Genomic DNA, 17,088 nt, shown 5'->3' with positions numbered 1-17,088 from the left:
CATCCGCCGCGCCCGAGCGCGCGGCTCTATTGCCACAGCAAGAGGACGATGAGATGAGCAACGCAGCACAAGCTATCCAGCAGCACGCAGTAAGCCTCGACATCCACCCGGTTGCCGGCCGCATCGGCGCCGAGATTCGCGGCGTGAAGCTGTCCGGCGAGCTGGACACCGCCACCACCGACGCCATCCAGGCGGCGCTGGTGAAGCACAAGGTGATCTTCTTCCGCGGCCAGACGCACCTGGACGACCAGGGCCAGGAGGCCTTCGCCCAGCTGCTCGGCAACCCGGTGGCCCACCCCACCGTGCCGGTGCAGGAAGGCACCCACTACCTGCTGGAACTGGACGGCGCCCAGGGCCGCCGCGCCAACTCCTGGCACACCGATGTGACCTTCGTCGACGCCTACCCCAAGGCCTCCGTCCTGCGCAACGTGGTGGCCCCCGAGTCCGGCGGCGACACCGTGTGGGCCAACACCGCCAGCGCCTACGACGACCTGACGCCTGAGCTCAAGGCCCTGGCCGATTCGCTCTGGGCGGTGCACAGCAACGAGTATGACTACGCCGGCATCCGCCCGAACTTCGACCCCGCGCGCCTGGAGGAGTACCGCAAGGTGTTCACCTCCACAGTCTACGAGACCGAGCATCCAGTCGTGCGCGTGCACCCGGTCAGCGGCGAGAAGACCCTGCTGCTGGGGCACTTCGTCAAGCGCCTGAAAGGCCTCTCGCAGCATGACTCGGCGCACCTGTTCGCCGTGCTGCAAAGCCACGTCACGCGCCTGGAGAACACCGTGCGCTGGCGCTGGCAACCGGGCGACGTGGCCATCTGGGACAACCGCGCGACCCAGCATTACGCCGTGGACGACTACGGCACCCAGCCGCGCATCGTGCGCCGCGTGACCCTCGACGGCGATGTGCCGGTGGGTATCGACGGGCAGCGCAGCCGGACGATCAAGAAGGTTTGAGCTCTGGCGCCGAGAGCCAGAGCCCCTCTCCCCAGCCCTCTCCCTGAAGGGAGAGGGAGTATCCGATTGAAGCGCACCTCTCGTGCAGCCCTGCTACCTCGGGTGCAGGACTGCTACTTGGATTCGCCTGGCACCGATCCAGTCCCCTCTCCCTTCAGGGAGAGGGTTAGGGAGAGGGCCGCCCATGCCTGAACGGAGCACTGAAGCATGACCTATTCCGCCCTGAAACAACCCTCACCCGAAACCTTCGCCATCATCCCCCTCGACGCCCCGCTGGGTGCCGAAGTACGCGGCCTCGACGCCCGCGAGCCACTGACCCCGGAGCAGGTCCTGGCGATCAGGCAGGCCCACCGCGAGCACCACATCCTGATCTTCAAGGACCAGCAGCTCGACGATCAGCAATACCTGCGCTTCGCCACCCTGTTCGGCGCGGTATTCCAGCCGCCGGCGGACATCCCGGTGCTGTCCTCCGGCGCCGACGGCAAAGCTCCGGACATCGTCAAGGTGGCCAACACCGAGGACGGCGAGCTGGGCAACTTCGCCCTGCCGGCCCATATCGACCACCAGTGGACGCCGGTGCCGTCTTCCGGCTCCTTCCTCTACGCGCTGGAGGTCCCCAGGACCGGCGGCGAAACCCAGTTCACCAACCTCGCCCGCGCCTACGAGACGCTCGATGAGGCGACCCGCGCCGAGATCGACCCGCTGCGCCTGATCAACTACAACCCCTTCATCCGCCTGAAGAGTGGCGGCTACAACGGCACCTTCGTGCGCTACCGCACCCCGGACATCGAGCCGATCCAGGGTACCGAACACCCGCTGGTGCGCACCCATCCGGAGAACGGCAAGCGCGTGCTGTTCCTCTCCGTGCACACCGAGGTGGAAATCCCCGGCGCCGATCCCGAGCAGGGCGCCGCGCTGGTGGAGAAACTGTGCGAACACCTGCAGCAGCCGGAGCTGATCTACAGCCACAAGTGGTCGGTCGGCGACATCGTCTGGTGGGACAACCAGGCCGTGCTGCATGGGCGCAATGCCTTCCCGGCAAGCGAGAAGCGGCGCCTGAAGCGCATCAGCCTGTCGGGCAGCCGGCCGTTCTGAGGCACCATAGGGCGCATAACCTGGAACAGGTCATCCGCCGGCCCACGCACGGCGGATAACGCTGGCGCGTCATGCGCCCTACGGAACTGAGCCCGCCGGGAAATACCGTGCTCCCCCGCGAGACCGTGTAGGAGCGAGCCATGCTCGCGACCCTCCCCCCGCGCCGGCCTTGCCGGCGGATCGCGGGCATGGCCCGCTCCTACAGGGAAACGCCGTGCGAAACGGGAATATCGACGTGGAAGCCTTTGCTCGCTCCTACGAAAACCTTCCCGTGACCACGCTCTCTATGCTTATGCCAAATCGTTTCTTGTCCTGAATCAATTATTCCTTTTATAGTTTCGCCAACTCGTCATAACAAGTTATGAACTATGGCCGAACTACTCCCCCTCTCCCCCGTTCCCCTCTACAGCCAGCTCAAGGAAGTCCTGCGCACGCGCATCCTCGACGGCACCTATCCGCCGCTCAGCCGCATGCCCTCCGAGGCCGAGCTGGGCAAGGCCTTCGAGGTCAGCCGGATCACCGTGCGCCAGGCGCTGGGCGACCTGCAGAAGGAAGGGCTGATCTTCAAGATCCACGGCAAGGGCACCTTCGTCGCCAAGCCCAAAGCATTCCAGAACGTCAGCACCCTGCAAGGCCTGGGTGAATCCATGACCCAGCGCGGCTATGAGGTGATCAACCGCCTGCGCAGCTTCAAGACCGTGCCAGCCAACGCCCAGGTCGCCGCCCGCCTGCAGGTGGCCGAGGGCGACAACGTGGTGCAGATCAAGCGCGCCCGCCTGGTCAACCGCGAGCTGGTGTCGCTGGAAATCACCTGGCTGCCCGAGCACGTCGGCAAGCGCCTGGAGAAGGCCGACCTGGTCAGCCGCGACATCTTCCTGATCCTCGAGAACGACTGCGCCCTGCCCCTGGGGCACGCGGACCTGGCCATCGACGCCATCCTCGCCGACGCCGAACTGGCCCGTGCGCTGGAGGTGGAAGAAGGCTCGCCGGTGATGCGCATCGAACGCCTGACCCACACCGCCGACGGCGCGCCGCTGGACTACGAACACCTCTACTACCGCGGCGATGCCTTCCAGTACCGCCTGCGCATCGACCGTCACAAGGGACAGCATCAATGAGCCAGTTCGACCTCTCCCAGGTTCCCGAGGACAAGCAACTCGCCTACGACATCGTGGTGATCGGCGGCGGTACCGCCGGCCCGATGGCCGCGATCAAGGCCAAGGAAACCAACCGCGAGCTGCGCGTGCTGCTGGTGGACAAGGCCAACGTCAAACGCAGCGGCGCCATCAGCATGGGCATGGACGGCCTGAACAACGCGATCATTCCCGGCCACGCCACGCCCGAGCAGTACACCAAGGAAATCACCGTCGCCAACGACGGCATCGTCAACCAGGCAGCGGTCTACGCCTATGCCACCCACAGCTTCGAGACCCTGCAGCAGCTGGACCGCTGGGGCGTGAAGTTCGAGAAGGACGAGGTCGGCGACTACGCGGTGAAGAAGGTCCACCACATGGGCGCCTATGTGCTGCCCATGCCCGAGGGCCACGACATCAAGAAGGTGCTGTACCGCCAGCTCAAGCGCGCACGCATCGAGATCACCAATCGCCTGGTGGTCACCCGCCTGCTCACCGACGCAGACGGAGCGGTCAACGGCCTGCTCGGTTTCGACTGCCGCACCGCGCAGTTCCAGGTGATCCGCGCCAAGGCCGTGGTCCTCGCCTGCGGCGCCGCCGGCCGCCTGGGCCTGCCCTCGTCCGGCTACCTGATGGGCACCTACGAGAACCCCACCAACGCCGGCGACGGCTATGCCATGGCCTACCACGCGGGGGCGGAGCTATCGAACCTGGAGTGCTTCCAGATCAACCCGCTGATCAAGGACTACAACGGCCCGGCCTGCGCCTACGTCACCGGCCCGCTGGGCGGCTACACCGCCAACAGCAAGGGTGAGCGCTTCATCGAGTGCGACTACTGGAGCGGCCAGATGATGTGGGAGTTCCATCAGGAACTCGAAGGCGGCAACGGCCCGGTGTTCCTCAAGCTCGACCACCTGGCCGAGGAAACCATCCAGACCATCGAGGAAATCCTCCACAGCAACGAGCGCCCCAGCCGTGGCCAGTTCCACGCGGGCCGTGGCACTGACTACCGCCAGCAGATGGTGGAGATGCACATCTCCGAGATCGGCTTCTGCTCCGGCCATTCGGCCTCCGGCGTATGGGTCAACGAGAAGGCCGAGACGAGCGTCAGGGGCCTGTACTCAGCCGGCGACATGGCCGCCGTGCCGCACAACTACATGCTCGGGGCCTTCACCTACGGCTGGTTCGCCGGCGCCAACGCCGCGCAGTACGTGGCCGGGCGCGAGTTCAGCGAGGTCGATGCCACCCAGGTCGAGCGCGAGCGCGAACGCGTCTTCGCCCCGCTCAAGCGCGAGCATGGCCTGCCGCCGGCGCAGGTCGAGTACAAGCTGCGGCGCATGGTCAATGACTACCTGCAGCCGCCCAAGGTGACCAAGAAGATGGAGATCGGCCTGCAGCGCTTCGCCGAGATCGCCCGCGACCTCGACCAGCTCAAGGCCAACAACCCCCACGAGCTGATGCGGGCCATGGAAGTCAGCGTGATCCGCGACTGCGCCGAGATGGCCGCGCGCGCCTCGCTGTTCCGCACCGAGAGCCGCTGGGGCCTGTACCACCACCGCGTGGACTACCCGCTGCGCAACGATGCCGAGTGGTTCTGCCATGCGCACCTGAAGAAGGGCGAAGACGGTGTGATGAGCAGCTTCAAGAAGCCCATCGAGCCTTATGTGATCGCGCTGGATGAGGATGAGCAGCAGGCCTACGAGCGGCTGCGAGTTAAGAGCGAGGCGGCTTGAGAGATTGGACTGACGGCCTGAAAAGCCCCTCACCCTAACCCTGGCTGCGCGCCCCGCTCCTGAGGGAGAGGGGACTGTCCTGAGCGACGAAAGGATCGGCGCTCGCCGGCTGACGCGATGCTTTCCAACCCCACCGAACGACCCCCTCTCCCCCTGGGAGAGGGCTGGGGTGAGGGAAACCCCGAGCACCACTACCACCCCGGAAACACCGAACAGAATCAGCCGACCGCCACGACGGCCGGCAAGCAACACGATGAGGACCGCGTGCAATGGCCTACCAACCCCAGGAAATCTTCTTCCGCTCCAGCGCCCCGGTGACGGTGGACGAGGACAAGTGCATCGCCGACAAGGGCTGCACCGTCTGCGTCGAGGTCTGCCCGATGGACCTGCTGGCGATCAACCCCGCCACCCAGAAGGCCTACATGGCCTTCGACGAATGCTGGTACTGCATGCCCTGCGAGAAGGACTGCCCGACCGGCGCGGTGCGGGTCGAGATTCCGTACCTGCTGCGTTGAATCAGCATCCATAGGGCGCATAACGCGCCAGCGTTATCCGCCACTGAGGTACCGGCGGATAACCTGTTCCAGATTAAGCGCCCTACGACGCGGTTCCCTGTAGGAGCGCGCCATGCGCGCGATCGCGGGCGTGGCCCGCTCCTACAGGGGGCGCAGGACGACACTGATAACCAGAAACGCCATCCGGCCCCACCGCCGGACGCCTGCTGCACCGCCCCTCGTTTCCCACCGCAAGGCCTGCGGCGGAGACGATTCCAACACTCATGATTCGAGGGGAACACCCATGACCTTGCGCACCACCCTGGCCGGCCTCGCGCTCGCCATTGCCAGCATCACTGCCCACGGCGAAACCATCCGCGTCGCCATCGGCACCCAGGACACCACCATCAACTGTGCCGCCGGCGGCCTGCTGATCCGCGAACTCGGCCTGCTCGACAAGTACCTGCCCCACGACGGCGCGTACAAGGACGCTCAGTACGACGTGCAGTGGAAGAACTTCACCAGCGGCGCACCGCTGACCAACGAGATGGTCGCCGGCAAGCTCGACTTCGGCGCCATGGCCGACTTCCCCGGCTCGCTCAACGGCGTCGCCCACGAAGCCGCCGGCAAGCGCAGCCTGTTCATCAGCGTGCTCTCGGGCAGCATCGACGGCAGCGGCAATGGCATCGTCGTCCCCGCCGCGTCCAAGGTACAGTCGCTGGCCGAACTCAAGGGCCAGACCATCTCCGTGCCCTTCGCCTCCACCGCCCACGGCCTGCTGCTGCGCGCCATCGCGGCGCAAGGCTGGGACCCGGAGAAGGACGTCACCATCATCGCGCAACCACCGGAAGTCGCCGGCTCCGCGCTGCAGGCCAACAAGATCGCCGCCCACGCCGACTTCGTGCCCTTCGCCGAACTGTTCGAAAGCCGAGGCATCGCCCGCAAGATCTACGACGGCTCCCAGGCCAAGGCGCCGACCTTCCATGGCGCGCTGGTGGAAGCCGACTACGCGCAGAAGTACCCGGAAATCGTCGAGGCCTACCTGCGCGCCACCTACGAGGCCAACCAGCTGCTGGCCAGAGACCCGGAAAAATACAGCGAGCTGATCGAGAAGGTCGCCGGCATTCCCGCCGAGGTGAACTACCTGTTCCACGGCCCGCTCGGCCTGCAGACCCGCGACCTGACCTGGAAGCCGGAATACCGCCAGGCCGTGGCCACCGCCATCGACACCCTGAAGCTGCTGAAGAAGGCCGACCGCGGTCTGAACGTCGAGCAGTTCGTCGACGACCGCTACCTCCGCGCCGCCTTCAAGGCCTCCGGCGCCGACTACGAGCAGGCGCTGAAGAACTACGCGCAGCAGCCGCTGCTGGGCAATGACGCACTGACCAACAAGCCGATCAGCGATACCCGCAAGGTCGCGCAGATCTGGGTGCGCGGCGAGCCGAAGGTGCGCAGCTATGCGACCGCCAAAGAGGCGCTGGGCCAGCTGGCCGAACTCAAGCAACAGGGCAAGGACATCCGCGCGGTATACGCCCAGGCCAGCGACAGCGGCATCAAGCTGCTCGCCGGGCAGGCCTGGTTCGTGCGCGGCAAGGATGGCGCGCTGGATGCCTTCCTGCTGCGTGAACAGGCCGACGCCTTCGCCCGCCAGCACGGTGGTGAGGTCGCCGACTTCGCCGCCGCCAGCCAGCAGGCCGTGGCCAGCCGCTGAATCGACAACCAGCCCCGGCGCCCGCGCGCCGGGGCTGGCGGAGACCGCAGATGAACACCACCACCCTCACCCGCTGGAGCCTGCGCCTGGCCTCGCTGCTGGTCTGCCTCGCGCTCTGGCAGGTGCTCAGCGCACGCCACGTCAACCTCGGCGTGGCCACCTTCGCCAACGTGCCCGGCCCGCGTGACGTGCTCGACGCCGCCTGGAACCTCGCGCAATCGAGCAAGCTCGGCCGCCACCTGGGCAGCAGCCTGCTGCGGGTGCTCGCCGGTTACCTGCTGGCGGCTTTCGCCGGCATCCTCCTCGGGCTGGTCATCGGCCGTGGCCGCTGGGCACGCGACAGCCTGTTGCCGCCGCTGGAAGTGCTGCGGCCGATCCCGGCGGTGGCGTGGATTCCGCTGGCGATCCTGATGTTCCCCAGCTCCGAGCTGTCGATGATCTTCATCACCTTCACCGGCGCGCTGTTTCCCATCCTGCTCAACACCATCCACGGAGTCGAAGCGGTCGACCCGCGCCTGCTCGCCTCCGCCCGCAGCCTCGGCGCCGGGCGCCTGGCACTGCTGCGCGAAGTGGTGCTGCCGGGCGCCGCGCCGAGCATCGTCACCGGCCTTGCCATCGGCATGGGCACCTCGTGGTTCTGCCTGGTGACCGCCGAGATGATCTCCGGACAATGGGGCATCGGCTACTACACCTGGGAGTCCTACACCTTGCAGAACTACCCCGACATCGTCGTCGGCATGCTGCTGATCGGCGTGCTCGGCATGGCCAGCAGCCTGCTGGTACGCCAGCTCGGCGCCCTGGTCACGCCCTGGCAGCGCCAGGCCGGAGGCAAGCCATGACCCTGCCCGCCAGCGCACCGGGGCGCGTGCGCGTCGACGGTCTGTCGATCCACCTGGGCCACGGCCGCGACGCCTTCGAGGCCGTGCAATCCCTGAGCTTCGCCATCGAGCCGGGCGAATTCGTCTGCGTGCTCGGCCCCTCCGGCTGCGGCAAGTCCACCCTGCTCGGCGCCCTGGCTGGGCACCTGACGCCGAGCGCCGGGCAACTGGAAGTGGACGGCCATACCGTCGCCGGCCCGTCGCCCGAGCGCGGCATGGTGTTCCAGCACCACACCCTGCTGCCCTGGCGGCGCGTGCGTGACAACGTCGCCTTCGGCCTGAAGATGCGCGGTGTACTGCGCGCCGAGCGCCATCGCCAGGCGGACGAAATGCTCCAGCTGGTGGGCCTGAACGGCTTCGCCAATCGCTGGCCGTCGCAGCTCTCCGGCGGCATGCAGCAGCGCGTGGAGATCGCCCGCGTGCTGATCAACCAGCCGCGCCTGCTGCTGATGGACGAACCCTTCGGCGCCCTCGACGCGCAGACGCGGATGATGATGCAGGAGCTGCTGCTGGATATCTGGACGCGCCTGCGCACCAGCGTGCTGTTCATCACCCACGACATCGACGAGGCGCTGTTCCTCGCCGACCGCATCCTGGTGATGAGCCCGCGCCCCGGGCGCATCCTCGAAGACATCCGCCTCGACTTCCCGCGCCCGCGCCACGCCGACCTGCTCACCAGCCCGGAATTCTCCCGGCTCAAGCGCCATTGCCTGGAACTGCTGCGCCACGAAGACGGCCGCCAGCTGCCGCGCCTGACGCCACTGGGCCTGCCCACTCCACAACGGATACCGCGATTCGCCATATGACCGACTCCCATCTCAGCACCGACAATCCCGACATCCTCAACCTCCAGCCACGCCTGCAGGACGCCGACGCCGGCGTGCGGCGCATCGCGCTGATCGAGCTGGCCGACCTCGAAGAACCCGACGGCCTGCCCTGGCTGGCCCACGCGCTGAACCATGACGACGCCGCCAGCGTCCGCGCCGAGGCCGCACGCCTGCTGGAAGCCTGGGAAGAACCCGACGTGGTGGACGCCCTCTGCCAGGCCCTGGCCGATCGTGATGACGACGTGCGCGCAGCCGCCGCCCAGAGCCTGAGCGAGCTGAAGACCGCCGAAGCCGGCGTGCGCTTGCTGCCCTGGGCGACCCATGCCGACCTCTTCGTCCGCCGCAGCGCCCTGCGTGCCCTGCGCGAACTGCGTCTGGAAGAGGCGGCCGAACCGGCCCTGGTTGCACTGGGCGACAGCGACGCCGGCGTGCGCCGCGAAGCCGTGGGCATCCTCGGCTGGCTCAAGCGCACCGACGCCCTGCCGCACCTGGCGCGCCTGACCCGCGACGACCCGGACGCCGAAGTCCGCCGCGCGGCTGCCGGCGCCCTCGGCCTGGCCATCGACGCCAGCGTGCTGCCGGCCCTGCAGTCTGCCCTGGCCGACCCGGCCTGGCAGGTGCGCGAGGAAGCCGCCGGTACCCTCGGCAAACTGGCCCAGCCGGAAGCCGGTGATGCGCTGGTGCAGGCACTGGAAGACGACTTCTGGCAGGTGCGCCTGCGCGCCGCACGTTCGCTGGGCAAGCTGCGCTACCTGCCGGCGCTGGAAGGCCTGAAGGGCGTGCTCGGCCACGGCATCAGCAACCTGCGCAAGGAGGCGGCACTGGCCCTGGGCGAGCTGGCCAGCGTTGATGCCATCGACGCACTGCGCAACGCCGAAAACGACGGCGACCCGGAAGTCCGCAAGGCCGTGCGCATCGCCCTCACTCAACTGGGGCAATCGGCATGAACACCCCAGTCGCCCTGCACCGTTCCAGCGCCGACGGGGAACTGCACATCCGCTGGGACGACGGCGTCGAGCAGCGCATCGCCTTCGCCCGCCTGCGCGGCGCCTGCCCCTGCTCGCAGTGCCGGGCGGCACGCCTGCAGGGGCGCATCGAGCTGGTCTGCGCCAGAGTCGTCCTGCAGGAACTGAACCTGCAGGGTTATGGCGTGCAACTGGTGTTCGACGATGGTCATGACCGGGGTATCTACCCCTGGTCGTATCTACGCGAACTAGGGCGCGTGGAGCTCAGTTGATCACGCGAGACAGGTGCTGGAGGACCCGTTCCACGGCGCGCTCCAGGCAACCCTTGAAGAAGTGGTCGGCGCCGGCGTAGAGCACTACCTCGCGCTGCGCCGGGCGCGCCCAGTCGAGCAGGTTCGCCAGCGGCGCCATCTCGTCCGCCTCGCCGTGCAGCAGCAGGCAATCGGCCGGAAGCTCCTGCGCCTCGTAGTCGCGGCCACCGGGCACCGAGCCCACCGGCAAGCCCATCAGCGCGATGGCCTGCACTGGCGGTGACAGCTCGCTGGCTACGCGGGCGAACACATAGGCGCCGAAGGAAAAGCCCACCAGCGCCAGCGGTAGCTCGGGATATTCGCGGCGCAGGTGCGTGACCACCGCGAGCATGTCCTGCGCCTCGCCGATGCCTTCGGCGTACTCGCCCTCGCTGCCATCCACGCCACGGAAGCTCGGCCGCACGGTCATCCAGCCGGCACTACAGAGCTTGCGGGAAAGGGTCAGCGGCACGCGGTGTTTCGGGCTGCCGCCAAGCAGCGGCTGCGGATGGCTGATCAGCGCGATGCCTCTCACCGGCACACCCGGCCGGTCGATCAGCAACTGCAGCTTGCCCACCGGGCCATCGATCAATTGCGTGCTGCGCTCGTCTTCGGCGGGCATCGGATTTCCTTGGGGAGGGAGGGAACCCGCATTGTAGGACCGTCGCTTTCCCGCGTCATGGCAGGCAAGGTCCGTTGCGGGTCCGCCAGGACAACAGCGGATCGAATGTCGTTCTCCCCTTCATCGGGAGTGGCAAACGAATGACGAACAAACCGACGCTTCCCACAACAAAAGCAGACCCGAATTTGACCGGCTTCAACCTCGCCCGAACTGCCGCCCTGCGGCCCTGCTCCGCCCCCTACCCTGACCTCACTGCCATGCCCATGGCGGTACGCACGAAGAAGCTGTCATGCCGTCTCGTGCATCTTCCGCAAGCCTCCGGGCTCCGCAACTCCAATGGGAGTGTGAGACATGAACACCTACCCCTTTGACGAGCAGAAGGACCTGCTGCGTTGGCAAGACGTCTGCTATGGAGCATCACCCCTGATCTACATTCACGGCCTGGGCTGCGCATCGACCAGTGACTATCCCGCGGTCATCGCGTCGGACGCCTATTGCCGGCGCCGCTCCTGGCTGGTCGACCTGCCCGGCGCCGGTTTCAGTGACAAGCCCGACGCTACCCTCTATGGCACAACGGCCCAGGCCCAGACACTGGAAAACTGGATTCTCAGCACCGGCATCCCCCGCTGCAGCCTGTTCGGTCACAGCGCCGGCGCCTTCATCGCGCTCAAGCTCGCGGCCGCCCTGCCAACCAAGGTCAACAAGCTGATCCTCTGCCAACCCGGCCTCACCGAATATGGCGTCGCCCTGCTCGAATCCATCACCTCCATGAGTGAAAGCGAGTTCGTCGCCATCGGCTTTTCACGATTGCTCGAACGACTCAAGGAGGACGGCGACAATGAAGCCTGGCTGGGCCCCTTCCAGGTCAGCTCGCCGCAGGCCATCTACCAGTGGGCCGGCGCGGCGCTCGCCGACTACGACACTGGGCGGTGGATCGAGGCCCTGAAAGTGCTGCGTACCCCCAAAAAGGCCGTGATCCTCTCGGACAACACCCCCTTGAACGACATCCGCCTGTATCACCAGGCAGGCTGCCGGGTCGAGATCGTTGCCCATAGTGGGCACATGATCGCCTACGACAACCCGGATGGCCTGGCGCAGGCAATTTCCCACCTCGCCTGTTAGACACGCGACGTGCCGCACCGGCGCCCCACAAACGAGGCGCCGGTGCCAGCCATTACAGGATCGACAGCGGGTAGTCGACGATCAGGCGGAACTCGTTGACGTCACCTTCAGCCTGATCGGCGTTGCCGCGGTGGATCGCCTCGCGCAGGCGGAACGACAGGTCCTTCGCCGGCCCGGACTGCACCACGTACTTGGCTTCCAGGTTGGTCTCGTGGTGCTTGCCGTCCTCACCGTAGCCATAGCCGCGGTACGGGCTGTCGGCGGCCATTTTCGTGCCGTCGATGCCATGGCCGTTGACGTAGCGGGCCATGAAGCTCAGGCCGGGGATGCCGTAGGTGGCCATCGCCAGGTCATAGCGCAGCTGCCAGGACTTCTCTTCCGGACCATTGAAGTCCGAGTACTGGATGGAGTTGGCGAGGAAGATCGAATCGCCGGTGTCGCCGGGGCCGTTGACGCCGAAAGCCACGTAGTCGAACGGCGTATCGCCGTGGACCTTCTGGTAGGCCAGCGTCAGGGTGTGTGCGGTGAGGAAGGTATACGCGGCGGCGGCGGACCAGGTGGTGTTGCTGATCTCACCGGCCTTGGCGCTGCCGTCGTCATTGGTGCGGTAGAGGTTGAAGTCGAAGTTCAGCGACTGGTCGTCCGCCAGCGGCAGCGTGTAGTTGGCGTTGCCGTAGTACTGGCGCCACACGTCTTCGAGCTTGGAGGCGTAGAGCGAGAAGTTCAGCGCATCATTGACCGCGTACTTGCCGCCCACGTAGTCGATGCTGCTGGCCTCGACGTTGGCGTAGGAGGCCCAGATGCCGTGGTCGCCGTTGGTGGTCACCGGGCCGTTGCCGCCGGTGAAGTGGCCGCCGTCCAGGTCCAGCCCCTCGATCTCGCTGCTGAGCACGTTGAAGCCGGTGGCGGTCTGCGGGAACAGGCGGGTGCCGCCGGCGGCGAACACCGGTGCGGTGGGCTGCAGGTCGCCCCAGCGCAGTTCGGTCTTCGACACGCGCAGCTTCACTGCTCCACCAGCACGGCCGTACTCGCTTTCCGGCGAGCCATCGTCACGCACCGGCAGGTTGCCGGTGCCGGAGGTGCCGGCGCCGCCGTCCAGGCGGATGCCCCAGTTACCGAAGGCCTCGACACCGAAGCCGACGGTGCCCTGGGTGAAGCCGGAGCTGTAGTTCAGCGTGAAGCCCTGGGTCCAGTCCTTGCGGTCACCGGCCCCGGACTTGCGGTCGCTGTTGTAGTAGTAGTTGCGCATCAGCAGCGAAGCGGTGCTGCCTTCGATGAAGCCGGTGGCTTCGGACTGGTCGGAAACGGCGGCGGCGTGCGCCAGCTGGAACGGAATGCCGGCGAGCGATGCACTGACACAGGCACCGAGCATTGAAAGACGGAACGCGGACATCTGCTACCCCTTTGTTGGACTTGTCTTGGCAGGTGTATCGATTGAATTCTGAACAACTTTCTTATGTTTCCCCGCCCTAGGCAGAGCCAGCGAAGAGATAACAATCCGTCGCCTGCGCCTCAAACCAGCTTTGTCGATAGTCGATATCGAGACGAATGATTCAGAATTTGCCGCTATCGCCATTAAGCTTGCGCCCCGATGAAGCACATGAGTCCCGGATGCCCGCTCCAGAGCGTCCGGAGGATTGCTCCACTTCATCATCCTTTGGTTTGGCCGCCTCCCCAGGCGGCCTTTTTTTTGCCTGAAGAAAAGTTGTGGAACAGCCGTTCCAGACCATTTACCGGATAATTAGACCGGCCACTTTCCGAGTTATTCGGACGGTACTTTCCGCGAACTTCCCCTGAACTTTGCCGGGCAACTTTCGCAGGATCGGGCAACCCTTGCGCCAGCCGGAAACTCACCCGGTACGCCGTTCATCCCCTGCGCCGTCCTTCCCCCAACGAGTCACTTGCGCAAAGCAAGTGACCGATTTAGATTACGACCATAATCTTTCCGGCGAACCTTGCCTGTCGCCTTGCCAGGCCCGTGACAGGGCGGCCCGATTAGATGACAACATTAATGTAAAGAGGTGCAGCCATGCGCAGAACCAGCTTCGACCACCTGCCCTGTCCCGTCGCCCAGGCGCTGGACCTGATCGGCGACAGCTGGAACGTGCTGATCCTGCGCGAAGCCTTCTACGGCTCCACCCGCTTCGACCAGTTCCTTGCACGATTGGGCATTGCCAGCAACGTGCTCACTCGCCGCCTGCGCGCCCTGGTGGACAGCGGCCTGCTGCAGCGCCGCCAGTACAACGATCACCCGCCGCGCTTCGACTACCTGCTCACCGAGCGCGGCCGCGACCTGCGCCCGGTGCTGCTGACCCTGCTGCAGTGGGGCAAGCGCCACGCCGGCATGGCCAGCGCCGCCGAGCTGGTGGACACCCGCAGCGGCCACCCCGTGCGTATCGCCCTGGTGGATGCCGACAGCGGCGAGCCCATCGGCCCGCAGCACCAGATTCACCGCCGCGAAGGCGGCCGGCTCGTCCCCGTCTTCCCGCAAGCAATTCCCCAGAACATTCCCCACGCCGATCACGCCTGAGCGAGGCCGCCATGAACCAGCCCGTCACCCTCCCCGCCACGCCAGCCGTCGACACGGCCAAACCGAAATCCCGCAAGGCGCTCAAGCTGGCCATCGCCACGGCGGCCATCCTCGGCGCAGCCGCCTACGCCGGGCACTGGTGGCTCGACGGGCGCTTTCTGGAGAAGACCGACGATGCCTATGTCGGCGGCGACGTCACCGTCATCAGCCCGCGCGTAGCCGGCTACATCGCCGAGTTGAAGGTCAGCGACAACCAGCGGGTGCATGCCGGCGACCTGCTCGCGCGCATCGATGACCGTGACTACCGCGCCGCGCTGGCAAAAGCCGAGGGCGCGGTGCATGCCGAGGAAGCAGCGCTGGGCAATGTCGACGCCCAGGCCTCGCTGCAGGACGCACTGATCCGCCAGAGCCAAGCGGAGATCGACGCGGCTGCTGCGGAAGAGGTTCGCACCCGCGACGACCAACGCCGCTACGCCACCCTGGTGCGCACCAACGCCGTGTCGGTGGAGGCCGCACAGCGCGCCGACGCCAGCTTCAAATCCGCCCGCGCCAACAGCGACAAGGCCCGCGCCAGCCTGCTTGCCGCGCGTCGCCAGCTGGACGTGATCCACAGCCAGCGCCAGCAGGCCCAGGCCGCGCTGGAGCAGGCTGTCGCCGCCCGTGACCTGGCGCGCCTGGACCTCAGCTACACCGAACTGCGTGCCCCGGTGGACGGCTACATCGGCAACCGTCGTGCGCGGGTCGGCAGCTACGTCGCCGCCGGCACCCAGTTGCTCGCCGTCGTGCCCGCGCAGGGCCTGTGGGTGGACGCCAACTTCAAGGAAGACCAACTGGCACGGATGCAACCCGGCCAGGCGGTGACCATCGAGGCCGATATCCTTCCGGGCAAGGTCTTCCACGGCCACCTGGACAGCCTCGCCCCGGCCACCGGCGCGCAGTTCAGCATCCTCCCGCCGGAGAACGCCACCGGCAACTTCACCAAGATCGTCCAGCGCGTGCCGGTGCGCGTGCATCTGGACGACGCCGACGGCCATCTCGGCGACCTGCGCCCCGGTCTTTCCGTACTGGTGGAAGTGGACACACGCGCCCACGAGCATGGCGACGCCGACCAACGCGTCGCCCAGGGCAGCCAGCCGTGAACCTTTCCGGTAGCAAGCTCTGGATCGAAAAACACTGGAGTAGCGAAGTGGTGCCGGTGGAGAAACTTTCCACCGGCCGCAAGGTCATCTCCTTCGCCTGCATGTGCCTGGGCATGTTCATCGCCCTGCTGGACATCCAGATCGTCTCCGCCTCGCTGCGCGACATCGGCGGCGGACTGTCCGCAGGTGCCGACGAACTGGCCTGGGTGCAGACCAGCTACCTGATCGCCGAGATCATCGTCATCCCGCTCTCCGGCTGGCTGTCCAAGGTGCTCTCCACGCGCTGGCTGTTCGCCGCCTCGGCACTGGGCTTCACCCTCACCAGCCTGCTCTGCGCCATGGCCTGGAACATCCAGAGCATGATCGCCTTCCGCGCGCTGCAGGGCTTCCTCGGTGGCTCGATGATCCCCATGGTGTTCACCACCGGCTTCCTCTACTTCGATGGCAAGCAGCGGGTGATAGTCGCCGCCACCATCGGCGCCATCGCATCCCTTGCGCCGACCCTCGGGCCGGTGGTCGGCGGCTGGATCACCGACATTTCCTCCTGGCCCTGGCTGTTCTACATCAACCTGGTGCCGGGGCTGTTCGTCGCCATCGTGGTGCCGGTCATGGTGCGTATCGACAAGCCCGACCTGTCGCTGCTCAAGGGCGCCGACTACCCGGCGATTCTGCTGATGGCGCTGTTCCTCGGCTGCCTGGAATACACCCTGGAGGAAGGCCCGCGCTGGAACTGGTTCAGTGACGACACCATCGTCGTCACCGCGTGGATTTCCGCCCTGTGCGGCATCGCCTTCATCTACCGCAGCCTGACCGCCGCGCACCCCATCGTCGACCTGCGCGCCCTGAAGGAACGCAACTTCGCCCTCGGCTGCCTGTTCAGCTTCGTCACCGGCATCGGCATCTTCGCCACCATCTACCTCACTCCGCTTTTCCTGGGCCGGGTGCGCGGCTACGGCGCGCTGGACATCGGCCTGGCGATCTTCTCCACGGGCATCTTCCAGATCATGAGCATCCCGCTCTACGCCGTCCTCGCCCGGCGCGTCGACCTGCGCTGGATACTGTTGCTGGGGATGGTGATGTTCACCCTGTCGATGTATGAATTCGCCCCGCTGACCCACGACTGGGGCGCGGCCCAGCTGATGTTCCCGCAGGCCCTGCGCGGCATGGCGCAGCAGTTCTGCGTAGCGCCCACCGTGACCCTGGCACTGGGCTCGCTACCGCCGGAGCGCCTGAAGCTCGCCTCCGGGCTGTTCAACCTGATGCGCAACCTGGGCGGCGCCATCGGCATCGCCGCCTGCGCCACGGTGCTCAACGACCGCGCCAACCTGCACTTCCTGCGCCTGGCCGAGCACCTGAACAGCGGCAACGAAGCACTCAACCACTGGCTGGCGCCGTCCATGGAGTTCAACGGCGAACCCTCGCAGCAGGCGCTCAAGCACCTGTGGGACCTGACCTGGCGCGAGGCTCAGACACTGACCTTCGCCGACGCCTTCCTGCTGGTCGGCGCGTGCTTCGCGGTGACGCTGCTGCTGGTGCCGCTGATGCGCAAGATCGCTCCGCCCACGCAGCCCAGCGCAGACAGTCACTGAG

At 66.6% G+C, this 17,088-nt stretch carries 16 protein-coding genes; 14 read left to right on the top strand and 2 right to left on the bottom strand.

Annotated elements, in window-relative coordinates:
• Window positions 1-53: 53 nt before the first annotated feature.
• The 10 genes from ABKS89_RS14495 to ABKS89_RS14450 all read left to right on the top strand — a co-directional run bounded on the left by ABKS89_RS14495 (window position 54) and on the right by ABKS89_RS14450 (window position 10,067).
• Window positions 54-959 (top strand): TauD/TfdA dioxygenase family protein, encoded by a 906-nt coding sequence (locus ABKS89_RS14495; RefSeq protein WP_348588932.1) that lies wholly within the window; start codon window positions 54-56, stop codon window positions 957-959.
• 207 nt (window positions 960-1,166) lie between these two features.
• Entirely contained in the window at window positions 1,167-2,054 is an 888-nt protein-coding gene (locus ABKS89_RS14490; protein ID WP_348588933.1) for a TauD/TfdA dioxygenase family protein, read from the top strand.
• A gap of 368 nt (window positions 2,055-2,422) precedes the next feature.
• Complete coding sequence (locus tag ABKS89_RS14485; RefSeq protein WP_138216748.1) at window positions 2,423-3,172, top strand: GntR family transcriptional regulator; 750 nt, start codon at window positions 2,423-2,425, stop codon at window positions 3,170-3,172.
• A complete protein-coding gene (locus ABKS89_RS14480) occupies window positions 3,169-4,920 on the top strand; it encodes a fumarate reductase/succinate dehydrogenase flavoprotein subunit (RefSeq protein WP_348588934.1) in 1,752 nt (583 codons plus the stop codon). Before ABKS89_RS14485 ends, ABKS89_RS14480 begins: the two co-directional genes overlap by 4 nt.
• Before the next feature lie 269 nt (window positions 4,921-5,189).
• Window positions 5,190-5,435 carry a 4Fe-4S dicluster domain-containing protein gene (locus ABKS89_RS14475; RefSeq protein WP_024767017.1) on the top strand — a complete coding sequence of 82 codons (246 nt, stop codon included), beginning with the start codon at window positions 5,190-5,192 and terminating at the stop codon, window positions 5,433-5,435.
• Between the two features lie 283 nt (window positions 5,436-5,718).
• Window positions 5,719-7,125: an ABC transporter substrate-binding protein gene (locus ABKS89_RS14470; RefSeq protein WP_348588935.1), complete on the top strand. Its 1,407-nt coding sequence runs from the start codon at window positions 5,719-5,721 to the stop codon at window positions 7,123-7,125.
• A gap of 50 nt (window positions 7,126-7,175) precedes the next feature.
• Complete coding sequence (locus ABKS89_RS14465; protein ID WP_348588936.1) at window positions 7,176-7,964, top strand: ABC transporter permease; 789 nt, start codon at window positions 7,176-7,178, stop codon at window positions 7,962-7,964.
• Window positions 7,961-8,809 (top strand): ABC transporter ATP-binding protein, encoded by an 849-nt coding sequence (locus ABKS89_RS14460; protein ID WP_348588937.1) that lies wholly within the window; start codon window positions 7,961-7,963, stop codon window positions 8,807-8,809. Before ABKS89_RS14465 ends, ABKS89_RS14460 begins: the two co-directional genes overlap by 4 nt.
• Window positions 8,806-9,777 carry a HEAT repeat domain-containing protein gene (locus ABKS89_RS14455; RefSeq protein ID WP_348588938.1) on the top strand — a complete coding sequence of 324 codons (972 nt, stop codon included), beginning with the start codon at window positions 8,806-8,808 and terminating at the stop codon, window positions 9,775-9,777. The genes ABKS89_RS14460 and ABKS89_RS14455 overlap by 4 nt, the downstream gene beginning before the upstream one ends.
• The gene (locus ABKS89_RS14450; RefSeq protein WP_348588939.1) at window positions 9,774-10,067 is read left to right on the top strand and encodes a DUF971 domain-containing protein; all 294 of its coding nucleotides are present in this window, start codon (window positions 9,774-9,776) and stop codon (window positions 10,065-10,067) included. The genes ABKS89_RS14455 and ABKS89_RS14450 overlap by 4 nt, the downstream gene beginning before the upstream one ends.
• On the opposite strand, the gene ABKS89_RS14445 is transcribed toward ABKS89_RS14450, so the two are convergent.
• On the bottom strand, window positions 10,060-10,707 hold the full coding sequence (locus tag ABKS89_RS14445; RefSeq protein ID WP_348588940.1) for an alpha/beta hydrolase: 648 nt from the start codon (window positions 10,705-10,707) through the stop codon (window positions 10,060-10,062). The two genes, ABKS89_RS14450 and ABKS89_RS14445, sit on opposite strands and share 8 nt — an antisense overlap.
• Before the next feature lie 351 nt (window positions 10,708-11,058).
• Between ABKS89_RS14445 and ABKS89_RS14440 the strand changes: the two genes are divergently transcribed.
• Complete coding sequence (locus tag ABKS89_RS14440) at window positions 11,059-11,829, top strand: alpha/beta fold hydrolase (protein ID WP_348588941.1); 771 nt, start codon at window positions 11,059-11,061, stop codon at window positions 11,827-11,829.
• A 52-nt stretch (window positions 11,830-11,881) separates the two neighbouring features.
• Here ABKS89_RS14440 and ABKS89_RS14435 read toward each other — a convergent pair whose 3' ends face one another.
• On the bottom strand, window positions 11,882-13,222 hold the full coding sequence (locus ABKS89_RS14435) for an OprD family porin (RefSeq protein ID WP_431312073.1): 1,341 nt from the start codon (window positions 13,220-13,222) through the stop codon (window positions 11,882-11,884).
• Window positions 13,223-13,858: 636 nt separating this feature from the next.
• On the opposite strand from ABKS89_RS14435, the gene ABKS89_RS14430 reads away from it, so the two are divergent.
• The 3 genes from ABKS89_RS14430 to ABKS89_RS14420 all read left to right on the top strand — a co-directional run bounded on the left by ABKS89_RS14430 (window position 13,859) and on the right by ABKS89_RS14420 (window position 17,087).
• Window positions 13,859-14,359, top strand: coding sequence for a winged helix-turn-helix transcriptional regulator (locus tag ABKS89_RS14430; RefSeq protein ID WP_348588942.1), 501 nt, complete (start codon window positions 13,859-13,861; stop codon window positions 14,357-14,359).
• 11 nt (window positions 14,360-14,370) lie between these two features.
• The gene (locus tag ABKS89_RS14425) at window positions 14,371-15,498 is read left to right on the top strand and encodes an HlyD family secretion protein (RefSeq protein ID WP_348588943.1); all 1,128 of its coding nucleotides are present in this window, start codon (window positions 14,371-14,373) and stop codon (window positions 15,496-15,498) included.
• Between the two features lie 101 nt (window positions 15,499-15,599).
• Window positions 15,600-17,087, top strand: coding sequence for a DHA2 family efflux MFS transporter permease subunit (locus tag ABKS89_RS14420; RefSeq protein ID WP_348589117.1), 1,488 nt, complete (start codon window positions 15,600-15,602; stop codon window positions 17,085-17,087).
• Window position 17,088: the final 1 nt, after the last annotated feature.

It is taken from the genome of Pseudomonas sp. LABIM340, assembly GCF_040017195.2.
In the GTDB taxonomy this organism is placed as follows: Bacteria; Pseudomonadota; Gammaproteobacteria; order Pseudomonadales; family Pseudomonadaceae; genus Pseudomonas.
The sequence above is the reverse complement of the archived record's forward strand: the minus strand, read 5'-3'. Positions and strand labels throughout refer to the sequence as shown.